We start from the raw sequence: 20,216 nt of genomic DNA, 5'->3' as shown, positions 1-20,216 counted from the left end.
TGCATCGGCGTGCTGGAACGGAGGTCTCGATGCGGAGCATCGTGGCCTTCGGGCCAGTGCGGCGAGGTGCCGTGCCGAGTGCCGCGCAGTAGGCGGGGAATTGCCAGACACGACCTACACCTTTCCCTCGGTGCGTTCGTAGACGTCGGCCTCGAACTCCTCCAGCAGGCGTTCGCAGTCGGCGACCTTGGTGCGGGCCAGTTCCTTGCCGTCGGCATCCATCCAGTCGCGACCCTCGACCTTCGCCAGCCAGCGGCGCAGCTTCTCCAGGTCCTGGCGGATCTCCTCGGCCTCCTCGAACGTGTAGTTCTCCCGGAACCGCTCGAACTCGATCTCCTTGACGAACTTGGTGTCGCACTCCTCGACGATCTCGGCGTACTCCTTCGCGGACTGGCTCCGGAAGCCCTCCACGAACTGCGTCCGCGCGTCCTCGTCGACGTCGGTGAGGGTGAGGAACACACTCGACCCGCCGAGCTCGGCGACCCGCTCCCGCACCTTCTCCATCCCGGCCCGCAACTCGTCGCGGTCCGGCAGCACGCACACCGCCTGCTGGACGTAGAACCCGCCGAGCCGCTTCAGCTCCCGCCAGACCGCCACCCGCGCCCGCGACGAGTCGCTGGGCACCTTGTAGATCAGCAGCAGCCAGGCTTCGGAGCCGTTCACCGCAGCCTTGGTCCGTCGGGTCGTCGCCATGCCGCACAGGTTATCCGCTCCCCCGAGCGCGCAGACCTTCCACCAGTTGCGGTATCACCTCCCGCCAGTCCGCGACCAGCCCGACGTCACAGTGCGCGAAGACCTCCGCGGCCGGGTCGGTGTTGATGGCCAGCACGGTCCCGGCCCGGCTCGCGCCGGCCAGGTGGTTCAGGTTGCCGGACAGGCCGACGGCGAAGTACATCCGCGGCGCGACGCTCCGCCCGGTGATCCCGAGCTGGCGGCCGTGTGGCAGCCAGCCCTGGTCGGTCACCTTGCGGGTCGCGGCGAGCTCGGCGTTCAGCAGCAGGCGCATGGGTTCGAGCTCGGGGTAGGCGTCCGGCGAAACTCCCCGCCCGACCCCGATCACCACGTCGGCCCGATCCAGCGCGTCCCCTTCGTTTCCAGTACGACGCTCGGCCCGTCGTACTCCTGGATCGTCGGCGACGTGGAGGGTGTGCTCGTCGATCCGGCGGGCGGCTCGTGGGGTCCGCAGTGGCAGCAAGCCGGTCCGGATCGTTGCAATCTGCGGGGAGCCGTGGCTGACGATCTCAGCCAGGGTGCCGCCACCCGACGGCTTCAACCCGGACAGCCGGCCGCCGCTCACCCTGAGACTCACCAAGTCAGACATCAATCCGGCACCCGTAGCCACCGCCAACCGGGCCAGTACCTCCCGGTCCCAAGGCAGCGCGGCCCCCAGCACGGCCCACGTGTCGCGCCCAGCCATCCACTTCGCCAGGCCCTCCACCACCGGCCGAGGCTCATCCCCGCTGAGCGTCACAACACAGTCCGCACCCCACCGCACAAGCTCCCCGGTGCTCTCCGCCGTCCGCACCGCAGTCACAAACCCACCAACCTCAGCCGCCAACGCCGCCGCAGCCCCCAGCAACGCCTGGGTCCCAGCCTCGGGCCCAGACCCCACCAACACGACCACCTCACAGCAGCCTCGCGGCCCTGCGGGCCGCTCGCCGGGGGAAGTCACGGAGGCGCCACCGGTGGTGGCGGAGGTACAAGTGGTGGCGGATGTAGACGCGCCGGTGGGCGCCGGCCGGTGCTGGGCGCGGGGCGCCACCCCGACCGGGACCACCTCGGCGACCGCGTCCTGAACTGGCTCGGCTGCCGGGTCCGGGACTGGCTCGGCGGGGCGGGGCGGCTGGGGTTCGAAGCAGCCGCGGGACAGGAGTTCTGTTATGGCTCGGGTTACCTGGGTTTGGGGGCGGCCTCGGAAGATGATGGGGTCTCGGGTGAGGGGCGCTGGGTGGACGTTGGCGACCTTGGTGGGGCTGCCGGCGAGGCCCCAGCTGCCGGGGCCCAGGTCTGCGACCTTCACACCGCGGATGCTGTGGTCGGTGGACCAGGTTTCCGGGGGCGCCTTGCAGGGATCGCAGGAGCGCTCGGCGATGGCTACTACGGCGGGCAGTTGTACGGCGACCATCTCCGTGCCGGTGTCGTGCTGGACGGTGGTGTGGAGCGTGGTGCCGGAGGGTTCGAGAGTGAGGACGGGGCCGGTGAAGGGCAGGCCGAGCAGCTCGGCGAGCATCGCGCCAACTGCGCCAGTGCTGCCGTCGACGGAGCTGGCCCCAACCAGGATCAGGTCGGGACGTTCGTCGAGCACCGCGATGGTGGCAGCCAGCGCGCGAGCCGTGACCAGGCAGTCCGACCCGGCCAGCGCCGGATCACTGAGGTGTACGGCGTCATCGACACCCCACGCCAGCGCCTCACGCAGCACGTCAGCCGCCACCGGAGGCCCCATCGTGATCGCCGTGCTGCGACCACCCGACTCCCGCGCCAGCCGAACAGCCTGAGCAACCGCCCGGCGGCACCACGGATTCATCTCCGTGACCGCCCCGGCCCGCTCGAGCCGCCCATCCGCATCCAGGCGCCCACTGTGATCACCCTTGGGCACCTGCTTGATCAAAGCCGCGACACGCACCGGCCAACTCCCACCTGTCAGCGGACTCGTCGCGGGGAATCCAGGGTCTTCAGGACGGGGAGATGCCACGACTCCCTCCCTTCGGAAACTGGGACTGTCCGTCCCGGCTGTTTGGATGGCTTCCATGGCTCGGTTCCGACTGTCCCCGACTCCCACGCAGGAAACTGCGTTGCTGGAGCAGTGCCGCCATGCTCGGTACGTGTGGAACCTGGCCCTTGAGCAGTGGTCGATGTGGACCCGCGACAAAGGGCCAACGCCTCGGTACGTCGAGCAGGCTCGGCAACTCACCGACGCACGGGCCTCGTTCGGCTGGCTGCGGAGAGGGTCGCAAACCGTGCAGCAGCAGGCGCTGCGGGACTTCGACCAGGCCGTCAGGAACTTCCACGGCAGAACCCACCAGCGCCCGACATGGCGCAAATCCGGGCTGCACGAAGGCTTCCGCATCGTCGGCCGCCAGGCGTGCCGGGTGATGAAGCTGAACCGGAAGTGGGCCAAGGTCAACGTGCCCAAGGTCGGCTGGGTGCGTTTCCGGCTGTCGCGCCCTGTTCCCGACGCGAGGTCCTACCGGGTGACCCGCGATCGGGTAGGCCGATGGCACCTCGCGTTCGCCGCGATCCCGCCACCGATTCCCGCGCCCGGCACCACTGAGGTCGTCGGTGTGGATCGCGGCGTCACCGTCTCGGCCGCCCTCTCCACCGGAGAGCTCCTGACCTGTCCCGGTCTGTCCGGGACCGAATACTCCCGCATGAAAGACCTGCAACGCCGCCTGTCCAGGTGCCGTCGCGGTTCCAGCCGTGGCCGGCGATTGAAGGCTGCGATCGCGAAGCTGCAGGCCCGTGCCGGCGACCGGCGCAGAGACTGCGTGGAGAAGACCAGCACGGACCTTGCTCGTCGCTTCGAGACCATTCGCGTGGAGGACCTGCGGATCGCCCAGATGACCAGACGACCCAAGGCGAAGCCTGATCCGAACCGACCAGGTGGCTACCTGCCCAACCGTCGGCGCGCCAAGGCCGGACTCAACCGCGGCGTTCTGGCCAACGGCTGGGGCCTGCTCGTCAGACGTCTCGAAGAGAAGGCCGTGGGGCGAGTAGAAAAGGTCAGACCTGCGTACACGTCGCAGACCTGCAGCGTTTGCGGGCACTGCGCGCCGGACAACCGCGAGAGCCAAGCGGTCTTCCGGTGCACAGCCTGCGGACATCATGCGAACGCCGACGTGAACGCGGCGGTCAATATCGCGGCCGGACGGGCCGTCAGCGCACGCAGAGAGACGCCGGCACGGGTCTCGCCGAAGCGTGAACCTCAACACACTGCCTCCGGGTAGTAGTTGGAATCCCCGCCCCTTCGGGCGGGGAGGACGTCAAGACAATCCGGTACCTACTGCCAGGCCGATCACGAAGGTGACTGCGGCTGACAGGCCGCCCAGGAGTAGTTGGCGGCCGCCGCCGTACCAGAAGGGGCGGGCGGTGATCTTGCCGACGATGCCGCCGGTGACGACCAGGCCGAGTGCGCTGAGGAGCAGCGCCGGCCAGACGCTGATGGCGCCGAAGATGAACGGGAGCAAGGGGATCACGGCGCCGACCGCGAACGCGGCGAGCGACGAGCCGGCGGCCAGCCACGGGGACGGCAGGTCGTTGGGGTCGACGCCGAGCTCTTCGCGGACGTGGACGTCGAGCGCGACCAACGGATCGCTGGTCAGCTCACGAGCCACCTCCGCGGCGAGCTCGGGACGCAGGCCCTTCGCCTCGTACATCATGGCGAGCTCGCGCTCTTCCTCCTCGGGGTGGATCCGCAGCTCGCGCCGCTCCACCTCGATCTCGGCCTTCATCAGTTCGGTCTGCGACGAGACCGAGGTGAACTCACCGGACGCCATCGAGCAGGCGCCGGCGACCAGGCCGGCGAGTCCGGTGATGATCACGACCTTGCCGGACGCGCCACCGCCGACGACACCGGCGACGAGGGCGAAGTTCGACACCAGGCCGTCCATCACGCCGAAGGTCGCCGGCCGCAGCCAGCCTCCGGTGACGTCGCGGTGGGAGTGGTGGATCTCGGGGGGCTCTACTTCCGCTACTGACGCGGTCATTCAGAAGTTCCTTCCGCGGGTTAGGTGAGCGTAACCTTCGTTAAAATGCATCACCTGTTACATCAGTCTACCCGTTACTTTCCTGACCCGGCAACGGTCAGGCGCTGCAGCACGTAGGGCAGAACTCCGCCGTGGCGGTAGTAGTCGGCCTCCCGCGGGGTGTCGAGCCGGATCTTCAACCGGTACGACTTGCCGGCCGACGTCGCGGTCGCGAACCCCTCCGCGCCGAGCGAGATGTCGATCGGCTCCGCGCCGGTGAGGTCGTCGCCCTCGCCCGGCAGGAACTCGAGCGGCAGGATGCCGAGCCCGACCAGGTTCGACCGGTGGATCCGCTCGAAGGACTGCGCGAGCACCGCCCGCACCCCGAGCAGCGCCGGCCCCTTCGCAGCCCAGTCCCGCGACGATCCCGTCCCGTACTCCTTGCCTGCGACAACCACGATCGGCACCCCGGCCGCGCGGTACGCCTCGGCGGCAGCGAAGATCGACGTCAGTACGCCGTCCGGCCCGGGCGTCACAGGTCCTTCGGCGCCCTGGGCAAGCTGGTTGCGCAGCCGAACGTTGCCGAAGGCACCGCGCATCATCACCAGGTGGTTGCCTCGTCGCGACGCATAGGTGTTCAGCTGCGTCACCCCGAGCCCCTGGAGGTAGCGCCCGGCCACGCTGTCCGGCGGGATCGCACCCGCAGGCGAGATGTGATCCGTCGTCACCGAGTCCCCCAGCCGCACCAACGCGCGCGCTCCGGTCAACGGGCCTGGCGCGGGCGGCTGGTCGAAGTACGGCGGTCGCTGCAGGTACGTCGAGTCGCCCCAAGCAAACGTCTCCCCTGCGGGCGCAGCGAGCCGCCGCCACCGCTCGTCACCGGCGAACAAGTCGTCGTACACAGTGTTGAACAGCTCAGGCTTGAGCGTCTGACCGATCACCTCGTCGATGTCGGCCGGGCTCGGCCAGAGGTCGGCCAGGTAGATCGGCTGACCGCGGTCGTCGACCCCGAGTGGTTCGGTGAGCAGGTCGATGTCCATCCGGCCGGCCAGCGCGTAAGCGATCACGAGTGGCGGTGACGCGAGGTAGTTGAGCCGCACGTCCGGCTGGATCCGCCCCTCGAAGTTCCGGTTGCCGGAGAGCACGGCCGCGACGGTCAGATCCTGCTCGCGGACCGCCTGTCCCACTTCGTCAATCAGTGCACCTGACGCGCCGATACACGTCATGCAGCCGAAGCCGGCCAGGTGGAACCCGAGCTTCTCCAGGTGCGGCGTGAGTCCCGCATCGCCGAGGTAGTCCATCACCACCCGCGACCCCGGGGACAGCGTCGTCTTCACCCACGGCTTGCTGGTGAGACCACGCTCGACCGCGTTGCGGGCAAGCAGTCCGGCCGCGACCATCACCGCCGGATTGGACGTGTTCGTGCAGGAGGTGATCGCAGCAACAACCACAGCGCCGTGCCCGACCGCCCATCCCCCGGCGGCCGCCGGGGCGCTGGGGGTTCGCGGACCTGGCGGCAGCTCTTCCTCGACGGACCGCTTCGCCTCAGCAAGCGACGTGCGCTGCTGCGGTCGGCGGGGCCCGGCGATCGACGGGACCACACGACTCAGGTCGACGTCGACGTACTCGTCGTACAAGAGCTCCGCCGACGGCTCGTGCCACAACCCCTGCTCCCGCGCGTACTCCTCGACCAGGCCGACCTTCTCAGCGGTCCGTCCCGTGAAGAGCAGATAGTCCAGCGTGCGCTGGTCGATCGGGAAGTACGCCGCAGTCGAGCCGAACTCCGGGCTCATGTTCGCGATCGTCGCCCGATCCGGCACCGGAAGCTCGGCCAGCGCCGGCCCACCGAACTCGACCAGCTTCCCGACCACACCGTGCGCCCGCAACGTCTCGGTGATCGTCAGCACCAGGTCGGTCGCCGTCGTCCCGACCGGAAGCGAACCACTCAGCCGTACGCCGACCACCTTCGGCAGCACCATCGACACCGACTGCCCGAGCATTGCCGCCTCGGCCTCGATCCCGCCGATCCCCCAGCCGAGCACGCCGAGCCCGTTGACCATCGTGGTGTGCGAGTCCGTGCCCAGGCACAGATCCGGGAACAGCCAGCCGTCGCGTTCCTCGACCACTCGGGCCAGGTGCTCCAGGTTGATCTGATGCATGATCCCGGCGCCCGGCGGCACCACCTTCAGCTGCCGGAACGTCTGCTGTCCCCAGCGCAGGAACCGGAACCGCTCGGCGTTGCGCTCGTACTCCAGCGCCACGTTCACCTGCATCGCGTCCGGCCGTCCGAAGACGTCCGCGATCACCGAGTGGTCGACCACCAGCTCGGCCGGGATCACCGGGTCGACCAGCGCCGGATTCTTGCCCTGGGCCACCATCGCCTCGCGCATCGCGGCCAGGTCGACGAGCACGGGTACGCCGTTCGTGTCGTGCAGGAACACCCGCGACGGGTGCACCTCCAGCTCGCCGGCCGCGCCGGGCATCCAGTCCCGCAGTACGTCGCTCGCCGTGCCATGCCGGAGCGCGTTCTCGAGCATGATGCGCAAGGTGCGCGGCAGGTGGTCCGGCGCGATCCCTCGCAGCGGCTGGATGCGGTGCCCGTTCACGTCAGCTCGTTGATCGACGCGACGACCGCGTCGGTGAACTCGGCTGTTCCCGCCGTGCCGCCGAGGTCCGCCGTACGGACGCCACTCGCGACGGCCGCGCGGAGACCTTCATCAACCAGTACGGCGGCCCGCCGGGAGCCGAGCCAGTCGAGCAGCATCGCGCCGGACGCGATCATCGCAGTCGGGTTGGCCAGGTTGCGGCCGGCGATGTCGGGCGCCGAGCCGTGCGCGGCCTGCGCCATCGCGCGCTGGTGGGACGCGTTGATCGACGGCGCGATCCCGAGCGACCCAGCCAGCTCGCCGGCCAGGTCGGACAGGATGTCGCCGAACATGTTCTCGGTGACGAGCACGTCGAAGTCGGCGCCGTGCCGGACGAGGTGAACGGTCATCGCGTCGATGTGGAAGTCGTCGACCCGCACCTCGGGATAGTCGGCAGCGATCTCGCGGCAGATGTCGCGGAAGAAGCCGGTGGTCAGCCGCAACACGTTCGCCTTGTGCACGATCGTCAGGTGTTTGCGGCGCCGCATCGCGAGCTCGAAGGCCTGCCGTGCGATCCGCTCGATCGCGGGCCGCGTGAAGATTCCCATCGCGATCGCCACGTCGGCGGTCGGCATGTACTCACCGGTGCCGCGGTACGTGCTGCGGTCGGCGTAGAAGCCCTCGGTGTTCTCCCGGACGACGACCAGGTCGAGCCCCGGCACCAGCGCCGGCGTCCCCTCGAAGGCCTCCGCCGGGCGGATGTTCGCGAACAGGTCGTAGTGCTTGCGCAGGAACCCGCTCGGGTTCAGCTGAACGCGGTGCTCCTCCGGGTACGACGCGCTGTCGTGCGGACCGAGGAGCCAGCCGTCGAGCCGCTCGAGTGTCTCCAGCGTGATCGGCGGCAGCGCGCTGCCGTGCGTCTCGATCGCCTCGGCGCCGACCGGGAGCGGGACCCACTCGATCGGCGCACCACCGGCAGCAGCCACGGCGGCGTCGAGGACCTGGACGGTCGCGGGCACGATCTCCGGCCCGATGCCGTCACCGGACAACACTCCCAGCCTGTACTCGTCTGCCATGGCCACGAGTGTGAGTCGTTATAACCTTCTGCGTCAACCTCCCGCCGAGATCGTCTCGAAGCCTGGTCTTGAGGTAATCTCTGCCGTGACGCTGTTATAACCGTGGAGGTGCGCGCCCGTGACCGAGGCGAAGCTGGCGACCAAGGCCGAGACCGCGTACGAGCTCGTCCGCGCGCAACTCCTGCGTGGCGACCTCGTCCCGGGCGCCGTCATCCAGCAGGCCGCGCTCGCCCGTGAGCTCGGCATCAGCACCACGCCTCTACGCGAAGCACTGCGCCGGTTGATGACCGAGGGCCTCGTCGAGCTGGACGCACATCGGGACGCCCGCGTCACCCGGCTGACCGCGGAGGAGGCGCGCGACCTGATCGAGATCCGGCGTTCGCTGGACCCGCTGGCGGCCGGCCTCGCGGCGGAGCGCCGTACCCGGCAGGATCTCGAGCTGATCCGGCAGACGGCGGACGAGCTGCTGCCGTTGCACAGCGACCCCGGGCCGGCCGAGCTGGCGACCCATCGGCGCTTCCACGTCGCGATCTACACCGCGTCGCACAACCAGTTGCTGGTCCAGACCCTGGACGGGTTGTGGGACAAGGCGGACCGGTACCGCAGGCTTGCTCTCGAGGACGGCCGGACCGAGGAGGACCTGGACCGCACCCACGCCGAGCACCTCGCACTGGTCGGCGCGATCGCGGCCGGGGACGCCAAGACGGCCGCCGCGGTCATGCTCGCCCACGTCGACGCCAGCCTCGGTGCGCGCGCGGTCGCCCGCCTCACGTCCGCCGCCGCACAACCCGTCGCCCGGTCACTCCGGGGCATCCGAGGAGGACGAACATGAGTGACGCCTTGTGGTCCGGGTACCAGCACCGCGAGGCCGACGCGGACGGCTGGACGACGTACTGGCGGCTGGACCCGCGCGGTCGCGACTTCCGGATGATCGACTGGACCGGGTCCCCGGATCGCCCCGGTCACCGGCTGTGGGAGCGCGCCGCGACACCCGCCGGCGTCCGGGCCTCCTGGCGTACGGCGGCCTCCTCGGTCAGCCTGGAGATCCGCGCGAGCCTCGGCATCTACTCGGTGCTCGGCCCGCTCGACGTGCTGGTCGACGGCGAACTGCACCAGCGCCTCGAGGTCCGGGACGGCGAGCAGCGCCTGGTGGCCGACCTGCCGGGCCGTCCGGTCGAGGTCGAGCTCTGGCTCCCGCACTCAGGTGTGATCGCGGTCCGAGGCCTCACCTTCGACAGCGCGGCCGAGCCCCTCGCGCCGACCGGACCGCGGTGGGTCACCTACGGCAGCTCGATCACGCAGTGCACGGGCGCCTTCGGACCGTCGGAGACCTGGCCCGCGGTGGTCGCGCGCAAGCACGGCTGGGACCTGGTCGCGCTCGGGTTCGCCGGCGAGTGCCATCTCGATCCGATCGCGGCGCGGACGATCCGGGACATCCCTGCACGGCTGATCTCGCTGTGCCTCGGCATCAACATCTACGGCGGCGAGACCTACAGCGGCCGCACATTGCCCGGCCAGGTCCAGGCCTTCGTGGCGACCGTCCGCGACGGCCATCCGAAGACGCCGATCGTCGTGATCACGCCGCTCGTCGCCCCACACCTCGAAGGCAAACCCAATGCGGTCGGGCTCACGCTGGACGACGTACGCGCTTGTGTGGAGCTCGGCGCCCAGACGGATCCGGCGGTTCAGATCATCGACGGGCGCACGATCCTCACCGCGGACGAAGCGCTGGCGTTGTACGTCGACGACGTACACCCGGGTCCGGAGGGCTACCGCCTGATCGGCCAGCGGCTCGCTGCGTTGCTCACGCTGGACGCCTGAGCACCAGCGTCGCGCGGACGCCGCCGGCCGGTGACTCGCCGAGGGTCAGCGTGCCGCCGTGGCGTACGGCGATCTCGCGCGCGATCGCGAGTCCCAGCCCGACGCCGCCCGCGTCCCGGCTGCGCGACTCGTCCAGCCGGGTGAACCGCTCGAACACCCACTCCCGGTCGGCCTCCGGAATCCCTGGCCCATCGTCGTCGACCTGCAGCACGGCCTCGGTAGGCGCTCCGAGGATGCGTACGACGACCTGCCCGGCCGCATGCTGGGTCGCATTGTCGACCAGGTTGCGTACCAGGCGATCCAAATGCTGTTCGTTGCCCAGCACCGGTGCCTCCTCGATGGACTCAAGCACGAGTGCCGGACCCTCGTCGTCGAGCCGCCTGGCCAGGTGCCGACGTACTAGCTCAGCCAGGTCGACGGTCGTTTTGGGTACGTCTGCTTGCGCGTCCAGGCGGGCGACCAGCAGGAGGTCGTCGGCCAGCTCCTGCAGGCGGCGCGTCTCGTCGGCGGCGGTCCGCACCACCTGCTGCCAGTCCGCGCGATCCGGGTGCTCGGCGGCCACTTCGAGCGTCGCCCGCAGACTGGCGATCGGGCTGCGCAACTCGTGGGCGGCGTCCGCGACGAACCCGCGCTGCCGGTCCGCCGCGGACTCCAACCTCCCCAACGTGTCGTTCAACGTCGACGCCAACCGGGCCACCACGTCCCGCGTCCCCGGCACCGGCACCCGCTCGTGCAGGTTCCGCTCACTGATCGCCGCCGCCCTCCCCCGCATCCGCTCCACCGGCCGCAACGCCGCCCGCGTCGCGACGTACGCCCCGACCATGATCAGCAACACCCCCGCCGGCAACGCCCACCGCAACACCCGGTCGACCTCCCCCACCGCATCCTCAGCCTCGAACGGCAGCACGAACACCGCGATCGACGTGGTCGGTGCGTCGCCTTCGACCCGCCTGGCATGCTGCAGCAGGAAGGCCGTCGGGTCGTACCTGCGGAAGACCTTGATGCGCCGGCCCGCCAGCCGTTTCGCGTACTCACAGCGTTTGTGGTCCTCGAGCCGGAGCCCGACGCAGCCGTCCCGGCTCGGGTCGTACTCGCCGAAAGTGACCTCCAGGCTGTCCATCTCGAAGGTGTCCCGGCGCGGCGGAACCGGTGCGACCGAGCCGGTCTGTTGATAGGCGCGCAGCTCACCGGTCGACTCGATGATCCGGCCCGAACTGTCGACGATCTCGTAGGTCGGGTGGAGCATGAAGCCGTTGGCCTGATCCGTCAGGGTCCGATTCGTCCACGCGTTGTTGAAGATCCGGAACCTGGCCTCCTCCGCGACGCGCTCGGTCACGCGGTACCGCGACTCGTAGACCTCGTGCCGGAGCCAGAAGGCGAAGCCGGCGGCGAGCAAGGTGCCGATCAGGCCGGCGACCACGGTGACGCGGGCTGCTGTCGAGAGGCGGTTACGCATGGCGGCCGGTCAGGCGGTAGCCCATGCCTCGGACGGTTTGCAGGGAGCGGCGGCCGAAGGGGTGGTCGATCTTGCGGCGCAGGGCGCTGACGTGGACCTCGACCACATTGACCTCGCCGTCGTAGTTGGCGTCCCAGACCTGTTCGAGGATCTCCCGCTTCGTCACCACCACGTCCCGCCGCCGGGCCAGGCACTCCAGTACGGCGAACTCGCGCGCGGTCAGCTCGATCGACCGGTCACCCCGCCGGCAGGACCGGGCCGCCGGGTCGATCACCAGGTCGCCGATCTCGAGCGGAGTCGCCGGCGCACCACCCCGGCGGAGCAACGCTCGCAGTCGCGCGACCAGAACGACGTACGAGAACGGCTTGGTGAGGTAGTCGTCCGCGCCGGTGTCGAGTCCTTCGGCTTCGTCGTACTCGCCGTCCTTCGCGGTCAGCATCATGATCGGGGTGGTGTTGCCGGTCTGCCGGAGCGTCTCGCACACCTTGTAGCCGTTCAGGCCGGGCAGCATCACGTCGAGAATGATCGCGGCGTACTCGTTCTCCTCGGCCGCCCAGAGCGCCTCGGGTCCGCTGTGGACGACGTCGACGACGAAGCCGTGAGACTCCAGCCCCCACCTCACCGCCGCCGCGAGTCGCCGCTCGTCCTCCACCATCAGTAGTCGCACGGCACGAGGGTTGCACGCGACTCAGGCCACCCTGAAGAACACTTCAGGAAGCTTCAGGCTCGGTCGGCTCGAACGACGTCCTCGACCCGACCGGATTCACCGCGCGGTCAGCGCACTCACTCAGCGGGGCTGAGGCTGGTGCCCAGCGCCTGCCAGTCGAGCACCGGAGCGGCCAGCGAGCTGATCGTCGCCAGCAGCCCGAGCCGCGCGGCCCGCAGGTCCGGGTCCTCGGCCATCACCAGGATCTCGTCGAAGAACGTGGTGACCGGCTCGACCAGGACCGACGCTGCGGTGGCGAAGTCGGCCAGCGCGGTCGGCGCCTGGCCGACCTTCTGCACTGCCTCGTGCAGGACGACCTCAGCCGGCTCCGTGAGCTTGCCCGCGTCGTACGACGCCTCCGTGCCCTCCGGGACGATCCGGCGCACCCGCTGCAGGACGGCGACCAGGTCGGCGAAGTCCGTGCTGGTGACCAACTCCTGCAGCGCGGCCAATGTCTCGTCCGCGACCGCCGGAGCCGTTGCCAGCGGCAACACCGCGGCCACCTGGTGGTGGTCGTCGCCGCGATCGATCAGCTGCTGCTCGTACCGCCGCACGGTGAACTCGGCGACCTCGTCGAGCGAGTCCGCCGGCACGTCGATGCCCTGGGCACCGATCTCCGCGGCGGCGGCCTGCAGACCGGTGGCGAGGGTGATCGCCTTCAGCTCCGGGTGCTCGCGCAGGATCGCGACCACACCGGCGGCCGCACGCCGCAGCGCGAACGGGTCGGAGCTACCGGTCGGCTTCGCGCCGATGCCGAACAGGCCGGCCAGCAGGTCGAACCGGTCGGCCAGCGCGAGCAGCGCACCCGGCGTGGTCGACGGCACCGGGTCACCGGCGGAGCGCGGCAGCTCCATGTCGTAGAGCGCCTGCGCCACGGCCTCGGTCTCACCAGCGCGCTGCGCGTACTCGCGGGCCATCGTGCCGGCCAGGCTGGTCAGCTCCACGACCATCTGCGAGCCGAGGTCGAACTTCGCCAGCTCGGCTGCCCGCTGCAGCGTGGTCAGGTCGTCGCCGTCCAGCCCCACGACCGCGGCCAGCGAGGTCGCGATCCGGCCGATCCGGGACGCGCGGTCGGCCATCGAGCCGAGCCGCTCCTCGAAGGCCAGCTTCTCCAGCTCGCCCTTCATCGTCTCCAGCGGCGTCTCCAGGTCGGCCCGCCAGAAGAACGCGGCGTCCTCGTAGCGCGCCCGCAGCACCGCCTCATTGCCACCGCGGACGACGTCCTCGTCGACCGAACCGTTGGCGACGGCAACGAAGTACGGCAGCAGCTTGCCGTCGCCGTCCCGCACCGGCAGGTACCGCTGGTGCTTGCGCATCACGGTGGTCAGGATCTCGCCCGGCAGGGTCAGGTAGTCGGCGGAGAATCCGCCCAGGATCGCGGTCGGCTCCTCGACCAGGTTGACGATCTGGTCGATCAGCGCGGACTCACCCTCGACGTCGATCACGCCGCCGACGCCCTTGGCCAGCTCCTGCGCGGCCTCGACGATCTGGGACCGGCGACGAGCCGGGTCGGCCTCGATGCCGTGGATCCGGAGCAGGTCCAGGTACCCCTCGGCGGCCGCGATCTCCACCTGCGGCTGCGCCGCGGTCCGGTGCACTCGCGTCGTCCGGCCGGCGGCCAGCGACGACACCGAGACGGGCACCACCTGGTCGCCGAGCAACGCGACCAGCCAGCGGACCGGCCGGGTGAACGACAGCTTGGCGTCGTTCCACCGCATGTTCTTGTCCGAGCGCAGGCCGCTGACGATCTCGCTCAGCACGCCACTCAGCACCTCGGCCGCGCCGCGACCCGGGTCGGGCTTGGTCACCGCGACGTACTCGACGCCGTCGACGTCCAGGTCGTGCAGCTCGCTGACGTCGACACCCTGGCCGCGGGCGAATCCTTCGGCGGCCTTGGTGACGTTGCCGTCGGCGTCGTACGCAGCCGACTTCCGCGGGCCGCGGACCACCCGCTCCGCGTCCGGCTCACCGGACTGGACGCTCGTCACGAACGCAACCACCCGGCGAGGCGTCGCGTACGCCGTGATGTCGCCGTGGCGCAGCCGGGTCGCGGCCAGCTTCTCGGTCAGCGCGGTCCGGACCGCCTCGGCGGTCTTGGTGACCTCCGACGGCGGCATCTCCTCGGTGCCGATCTCGAACGTCAGCTGACGCGTCCCGGTGCTGACCGGGAACTCGGTCGGCTCCGGCGCCGCCGCGGGCAGCTCGGCGATCCCCAGCGGGTGCTCGAGCTCGGTACGGCGCTCGGCCCACAGCTGAGCCACCTCACGGGCCAGCCCACGCATCCGGCCGAAGGCCTTGGCGCGCTCCGTCGTACTCACCGCGCCGCGGGCGTCGAGCACGTTGAAGGTGTGCGAGCAGCGCAGCACCATCACGTGCGCGGGCACCGGCAGCCGCGCGTCGAGCATCCGGCGGGCCTCGCTCGCGTACTCCTCGAACAGCCGCTTCTGGCTCTCGACGTCGGCGTCGTCGAGGTAGTACCGGCTCATCTCGTACTCGGCCTGGCCGAACGCCTCGCCGTACGAGATGCCGGGGGCGTAGTCGATGTCCTTGAAGTGCGAGACGCCCTGCAGCGCCATCATGATCCGCTCGATGCCGTAGGTGATCTCCACCGACACCGGGTCCAGCGTCATCCCGCCGGCCTGCTGGAAGTAGGTGAACTGGGTGATCTCCAGGCCGTCCAGCCAGACCTCCCAGCCCAGCCCCCAGGAGCCGGTCGCCGGGTTGGCCCAGTTGTCCTCGACGAACCGGACGTCGTGCGCGTCGATGTCGATCCCGAGCGCGGTCAGGCTGTTCAGGAACAGCTCCTGCGGGTTGCCCGGGTCCGGCTTGAGCACCACCTGGAACTGGGTGTGCGTCTGCAGGCGGTTCGGGTTCTCGCCGTACCGGCTGTCGTCGGGCCGGACACTCGGCTCGACGTAGGCGACCCGCCACGGCTCGGGACCGAGCACCCGCAGGATCGTCGCCGGGTTCAGCGTTCCGGCGCCGACCTCGGTGTTGAACGGCTGCACGACCATGCACCCGCGGTCGGTCCAGTACTTCGTCAGCGCCAGCAGCGCGTCCTGCATGGTGAGCACAACAAACCTCAAGCGTTCTTCCGAGGGGTATCGGGAGGAAGTCTATTCGGCCCCCGCCGACGGCGAGTGGCCGGACTACTATCGGCGCGTGACGGTTGTGGAGGCTCATGGGGCCGTTGACGCGGTCTGGCGGATCGAGTCGGCCCGGATCATCGCCGGGGTGGCCCGGATCGTGCGGGACGTCGGCCTGGCCGAGGAGCTGGCCCAGGACGCGCTGGTGGCGGCGCTGGAGCAGTGGCCGGAGTCCGGTGTGCCGAACAACCCCGGCGCCTGGCTGATGGCGATCGCCAAGCGGCGCGCGATCGACCTGATCCGGCGCAAGGAGACCTACCAGCGCAAGCTCGCCGAGATGGGCCACGAGCTCGAGATCGACAGCAATGGAGTGGAGGACAGCGTCGAAGACCAGGTCGAGGCGATCCTCGAGGACCACATCGAAGACGACCTGCTCCGGCTGGTGTTCACCGCCTGCCACCCGGTGCTGACCATGGACGCCCGGGTGACGCTGACGCTGAAGCTGCTCGGCGGCCTGAAGACCGACGAGATCGCCCGCGCGTTCCTCGCGCCGGAGGCGACGATCGCCCAGCGGATCGTCCGGGCCAAGCGCAACCTGGCCAAGGCGGGCGTCGAGTTCGAGGTGCCGTCCGGTGACGACCTGCTCGAGCGGCTCACGTCCGTGCTCGAGGTCGTCTACCTGATCTACAACGAGGGCTACTCGGCGACCGCGGGTGACGACTGGATGCGGCCGGCGCTCTGCAACGAGGCGATGCGCCTCGGGCGGCTGCTGGCCGAGCTGATGCCGCAGGAGCCCGAGGTCCACGGCCTGCTCGCGCTGATGGAGCTCCAGTCCTCGCGCGCCAACGCCCGGATCGGCCCGGACGGCGAACCCGTCCTGCTGCTCGACCAGGACCGCCGGCGCTGGGACCGCCTGCTGATCCGCCGCGGTCTCGAAGGACTCGACCGGGCCTGGGCGCTGGACAAACCGCCCGGGCCGTACCTGCTGCAGGCCGCAATCGCCGCCTGCCACGCCCGCGCGGCCGACCCCGACGACACCGACTGGGCACGGATCGCCGGCCTGTACGCCGTACTCGCGCAGGTCACTCCGTCACCGGTGGTCGAGCTGAACCAGGCGGTCGCGATCTCGATGGCGTTCGGCCCCGAGCGCGGGCTCGAGGCCGTCGACGCGCTCGCGGACGAGCCGTCACTGAAGGACTACCACCTGCTGCCGAGTGTGCGCGGCGACCTCCTCTTCAAACTCGGCCGGCTCGACGAGGCCCGAGCCGAGTTCGAGAAGGCCGCCGCACTCACTCGCAACGAACGCGAACGCACGCTCCTGCTGGAACGCGCCGCGGCCTGCTGACTACTTGGAGCAGGTGTAGACGGCGGCGTTGTCGAGCCACCAGTTCGCCGGGATCAGGTCGGCGAAGTCCTTGCCGTGCTCGGTCCAGCGGAACTTGAGCTGCTTGCCCTGGAACTCGGTCAGGTCCAGCCGGCTGGTCTCCCAGCCGCCCGAGTTGCCGTGCCAGGCAGCCGGCTCGTCGGCGAAGTTCTCGTCGACGGTCGGGCCGTTGACCCAGCTCAGCCCCGCGCTGTCCTTCCAGGTCGCGCCACCGTTGTCGGAGTACTCCAGGGTGGCGGCGCCGGTGCGGACGCCGAAGATGACGAACACGTTGTAGAAGTTGTACGCGTGCGTGAAGCGCAGGTACGTCTTCGCCTTCTTGATCTTCGTCCCGTTCGCGGTCTGCAGGCTGATCGAGCCCTCCGGGTCGGTCGCCACGCCGAGCATCGAGTCGTCGCCGTCGAGGGAGTACGACGTGTCGACCAGCGAACCGTCCAGGCCCTCGGCCTTGCCCAGCACCCAGCCCTCGTCCCGGACCACCTTGCCGTCGGGGTACTCGGCGAAGCTGGTCCTGAACAGGTTCTTGGCCTTCGCACCGTTGGTGTCACAGACCGGCGCCTGAGCCGGCTTGCCGATCGTCGGCTCGAAGTCCATCTCGGTGGCCTTGACGGCCAGTTCGACCTCGGCGCAGTCGGCCTTGGTCATACCCGACTTCCTCTTCTTGGCGAGCTTGGCGCAGGTCGCCCGCAGCCCCTCGGCCAGGTCGCCGTAGTCGGCGCCGGTGGTGAGCACCTTCTGGGTCTCGTGCCACAGCACCTCGGAGCGGGCCAGGCCGATGCCGAGCAGCTTCTGGCCGTTGAACGCGCCGCCGTCCGCGATCAGGTACGCCGCCTTGTTCGCCACTCCGGAGTTGCTGTGCACGCCACCGTTGTCCTGGAAGAACGTGTCGTCGAACCACTTCGCGCTGCGCATCCGGTCCGGATCGTTGTACCGGGTCGGGTCGGACATGCTCCGGATCACGCCCAGGCTGGAGCCCTCGCCGATCTGCCAGCGGTTCGCCGGGATGTCGTCGGCCGACCCGTTGGTCAGGTCGACGAACTCGCCCAGGATGTCGGAGAACGCCTCGTTGATCGCGCCCGCCTCCCACAGGTAGGCCAGGCCGGAGGTGTGCTGGGTGACGCCGTGGGTCAGCTCGTGGCCGGTCACGTCGGCGGTGCTCACGCCCTCGCCGAAGGCCATCTGCTCGCCGTTCCAGAACGCGTTCGCGAACGGGCAGCCGCCCTCGACGCACACCCGGACGGTGCCGCGCAGCGCCTTGCCGAGGCCGTCGCCGTAGTCCACGCCGATCAGCTCGGTCAGGTCGGTGCCGAGCGCGGCGTAGGTGTCCGAGGTGTCGCCGAAGAACTCGAACACCTGGTTGACGTCGGTGACGGTCGACGGCGGACCGCCCTCGACCCGGGTCGGCTGGAACACCGTGCCGCAGCGAACGTCCTCGTAACCGGTCTCGATGATCGCCCGGTTCGCGTCGCAGACGACGCGGTTGATGTTCTCGTTCAGGTTCCAGGCGAGCAGCGCCTTGCCGGCCGAGGCGTGCACCATCGCCTGCCAACGCACGTCACCAGGGCCGTGGACCTCGAACATGTAGACCGGGATGGCGACCGAACCGGGCTGGCGGGACATCAGGCCGAGGTCGAACCAGCGCGGACCGATCAACTCGGACGACAGCTTGCCGGCGTCGACTTTCGCCCGCTGCGCCACAGCCTGTACGGCGGAACCCGTGGCGGCCGCCTTGGCCGCGTCCACCTTGTCGGCGGCGGGGAAAGTGCCGTACGTGGCCAGGGTGACCTCGCCGTTGGCGGACTCGAGCGAGCCGGCCTTGTCGAGGTTGGTGACGATCTCGCCGCCGTACACCGGGACGCCGTCGACGGTCTGCTGGAAGCGGGTCTGCGAGCCGTACTCGGTCAGCGTGCTGGTGGCGGCGACCAGGTCCGCGGGGCGGGCGCCGAAGTACGGCGCGACCGTGGCGACCTGGGCCTTGGCGACCGCCAGCGAGTCGGGCTTGCTGGTCGCCGACCGGGCGGCCTTCGACGCCACCGACGCCGGCGCCTTCAGCGGGGTCGCGGGCCGGATCGAGTGCGCGCGGCCGAGCGAGTCGCGCTTGGCGACCAGGCCGGCGCCACCGCCCGCCGGGCCGTCGAGCTTGCGGACCTCGGGGCTCTGGGCCACCGGATCCGGCGGGGCGCTGTTCGCGAGCCCGGGTGAGGTGAGCGTCAGTGCGACTGCGCCGGCGGCAAGGCCGGCCAGCCAGGTGCGTACTTTCACGGGGTTCCTCCCAGTTCCGTCAGGCGCCGGGAACGTCACGAGGGCCCCAAGCCCGTCCCCAGCCGGAACGTCCGCCCATGCGAGGCGACAAGCGGGGGCGGACGCTTGTACTGACTGCAGACTGTCATCTGACAGACGCGCTGCGCGACCTTATTGTGGCCTAAGTCACACTCGGCACGGGTCTTCCTACACAGCGGTCGATTTTCGCCACCGATGTTCGACGCGTTGGTGAGGCCAAGCCACGACGCGGGAGGATTCGACTATGAACACTGTTGTCTCGAAGGACGGTACGACGATCGCCTACGACCGGCGTGGCGACGGCCCCGCACTGGTACTGGTCGACGGCGCGCTGTGCAGCCGAGCTCAGGGCCCGATGCCGGAGCTGGCCGAGCAACTGGCGTCCGGGTTCACCGTCTACAACTACGACCGGCGTGGCCGCGGCGACAGCGGCGACCAGGCCGAGTACGACATCGAGCGCGAGATCGAGGACCTGGCTGCCGTGATCGAGGCGGCCGGCGGATCGGCGTACGTCTACGGCACGTCGTCGGGCGCGGCACTGGCGCTCCGGGCTGCCGAGGCCGGGCTGCCGATCACGCGGTTGGTCGCGTTCGAGCCGCCGTACGTCGTGGACGACAGCCGCAAGCCGATCCCGCGGACCTGGGTGTCCGACCTGGGGGCGCTCGGTCCGGGCGACGCGGTGAAGTACTTCATGACCAAGGGCATCGGGCTGCCCGGGTTCGTGGTCGCGCTGATGAAGCTGATGCCGGGCTGGAAAGGCATGAAGGCGGTCGCAAACACCCTACCGTACGACGCGGCGATGCTCGGCGAGAACTGCTTCGGGCAGCCGCTGGACGCATCGCAGTGGGCGAGCATCGACCAGCCGGTCCTGGTCGTCAACGGCGGCAAGAGCCCGGGCTGGATGAAGACCTCGGTGCGGGCGCTCGCGGCCGCCGTACCGGGTGCGAAGCATGAGGAAGTGCCCGGTCAGAACCACGTCATCAAGGCGTCGGCCATCGCACCGGTGATCGCCGGCTTCCTGCGCTGAAAACAGCAGGGGCGCCCGGACCAGGTGGTCCGGGTCAGCAGCCGGTCGCGGAGTACCAGCAGCCAGCCGCCGAATACCAGCCGCAGCCGCAGGCCGAGTACCAGCCGCAGGAG

Annotated in this window: 14 protein-coding genes; 5 read left to right on the top strand and 9 right to left on the bottom strand. The window is 69.9% G+C overall.

Annotated features, from left to right (window positions below):
* Nucleotides 1-114: 114 nt before the first annotated feature.
* Together AB0H36_RS45730 and AB0H36_RS45725 are read right to left on the bottom strand one after the other, a co-directional pair.
* Complete coding sequence (locus AB0H36_RS45730; RefSeq protein WP_360538065.1) at nt 115-693, bottom strand: Chromate resistance protein ChrB; 579 nt, start codon at nt 691-693, stop codon at nt 115-117.
* A gap of 10 nt (nt 694-703) precedes the next feature.
* Nucleotides 704-2,623: an FAD-binding protein gene (locus AB0H36_RS45725; protein ID WP_360538063.1), complete on the bottom strand. Its 1,920-nt coding sequence runs from the start codon at nt 2,621-2,623 to the stop codon at nt 704-706.
* Between the two features lie 115 nt (nt 2,624-2,738).
* Between AB0H36_RS45725 and AB0H36_RS45720 the strand changes: the two genes are divergently transcribed.
* The gene (locus AB0H36_RS45720; protein WP_360538067.1) at nt 2,739-3,944 is read left to right on the top strand and encodes a transposase; all 1,206 of its coding nucleotides are present in this window, start codon (nt 2,739-2,741) and stop codon (nt 3,942-3,944) included.
* A 36-nt stretch (nt 3,945-3,980) separates the two neighbouring features.
* Here AB0H36_RS45720 and AB0H36_RS45715 read toward each other — a convergent pair whose 3' ends face one another.
* The 3 genes from AB0H36_RS45715 to AB0H36_RS45705 form a co-directional block, all read right to left on the bottom strand.
* Nucleotides 3,981-4,703, bottom strand: coding sequence for a VIT1/CCC1 transporter family protein (locus tag AB0H36_RS45715; RefSeq protein ID WP_360538061.1), 723 nt, complete (start codon nt 4,701-4,703; stop codon nt 3,981-3,983).
* 74 nt (nt 4,704-4,777) lie between these two features.
* A complete protein-coding gene (gene acnA, locus AB0H36_RS45710; RefSeq protein WP_360538059.1) occupies nt 4,778-7,288 on the bottom strand; it encodes an aconitate hydratase AcnA in 2,511 nt (836 codons plus the stop codon).
* Nucleotides 7,285-8,343: an isocitrate/isopropylmalate dehydrogenase family protein gene (locus AB0H36_RS45705; protein ID WP_360538057.1), complete on the bottom strand. Its 1,059-nt coding sequence runs from the start codon at nt 8,341-8,343 to the stop codon at nt 7,285-7,287. Before AB0H36_RS45705 ends, acnA begins: the two co-directional genes overlap by 4 nt.
* Before the next feature lie 118 nt (nt 8,344-8,461).
* On the opposite strand from AB0H36_RS45705, the gene AB0H36_RS45700 reads away from it, so the two are divergent.
* Nucleotides 8,462-9,175, top strand: a complete 714-nt coding sequence (locus AB0H36_RS45700) for a GntR family transcriptional regulator (protein WP_360538055.1) — start codon at nt 8,462-8,464, stop codon at nt 9,173-9,175.
* Nucleotides 9,172-10,164 carry a GDSL-type esterase/lipase family protein gene (locus AB0H36_RS45695; protein ID WP_360538053.1) on the top strand — a complete coding sequence of 331 codons (993 nt, stop codon included), beginning with the start codon at nt 9,172-9,174 and terminating at the stop codon, nt 10,162-10,164. The genes AB0H36_RS45700 and AB0H36_RS45695 overlap by 4 nt, the downstream gene beginning before the upstream one ends.
* Here the strand turns inward: AB0H36_RS45695 and AB0H36_RS45690 are convergent.
* The 3 genes from AB0H36_RS45690 to AB0H36_RS45680 form a co-directional block, all read right to left on the bottom strand.
* Nucleotides 10,148-11,620: a HAMP domain-containing sensor histidine kinase gene (locus AB0H36_RS45690; protein ID WP_360538051.1), complete on the bottom strand. Its 1,473-nt coding sequence runs from the start codon at nt 11,618-11,620 to the stop codon at nt 10,148-10,150. The genes AB0H36_RS45695 and AB0H36_RS45690 overlap by 17 nt on opposite strands.
* The gene (locus AB0H36_RS45685; protein WP_360538049.1) at nt 11,613-12,287 is read right to left on the bottom strand and encodes a response regulator transcription factor; all 675 of its coding nucleotides are present in this window, start codon (nt 12,285-12,287) and stop codon (nt 11,613-11,615) included. Before AB0H36_RS45685 ends, AB0H36_RS45690 begins: the two co-directional genes overlap by 8 nt.
* Nucleotides 12,288-12,403: 116 nt before the next feature.
* Nucleotides 12,404-15,412 (bottom strand): glycine--tRNA ligase, encoded by a 3,009-nt coding sequence (locus AB0H36_RS45680; protein WP_360538047.1) that lies wholly within the window; start codon nt 15,410-15,412, stop codon nt 12,404-12,406.
* A 76-nt stretch (nt 15,413-15,488) separates the two neighbouring features.
* Here AB0H36_RS45680 and AB0H36_RS45675 point away from each other — a divergent pair, with 76 nt between their 5' ends.
* Entirely contained in the window at nt 15,489-16,757 is a 1,269-nt protein-coding gene (locus AB0H36_RS45675; RefSeq protein WP_360538045.1) for an RNA polymerase sigma factor, read from the top strand.
* Here AB0H36_RS45675 and AB0H36_RS45670 read toward each other — a convergent pair whose 3' ends face one another.
* Nucleotides 16,758-19,058: a M4 family metallopeptidase gene (locus tag AB0H36_RS45670; protein WP_360538043.1), complete on the bottom strand. Its 2,301-nt coding sequence runs from the start codon at nt 19,056-19,058 to the stop codon at nt 16,758-16,760.
* 262 nt (nt 19,059-19,320) lie between these two features.
* On the opposite strand from AB0H36_RS45670, the gene AB0H36_RS45665 reads away from it, so the two are divergent.
* On the top strand, nt 19,321-20,103 hold the full coding sequence (locus tag AB0H36_RS45665) for an alpha/beta hydrolase (protein ID WP_360538041.1): 783 nt from the start codon (nt 19,321-19,323) through the stop codon (nt 20,101-20,103).
* Nucleotides 20,104-20,216: the final 113 nt, after the last annotated feature.

This window comes from Kribbella sp. NPDC050820, assembly GCF_040653975.1.
GTDB lineage: Bacteria > Actinomycetota > Actinomycetes > Propionibacteriales > Kribbellaceae > Kribbella.
This window is presented reverse-complemented; position numbering and strand designations above follow the sequence as displayed.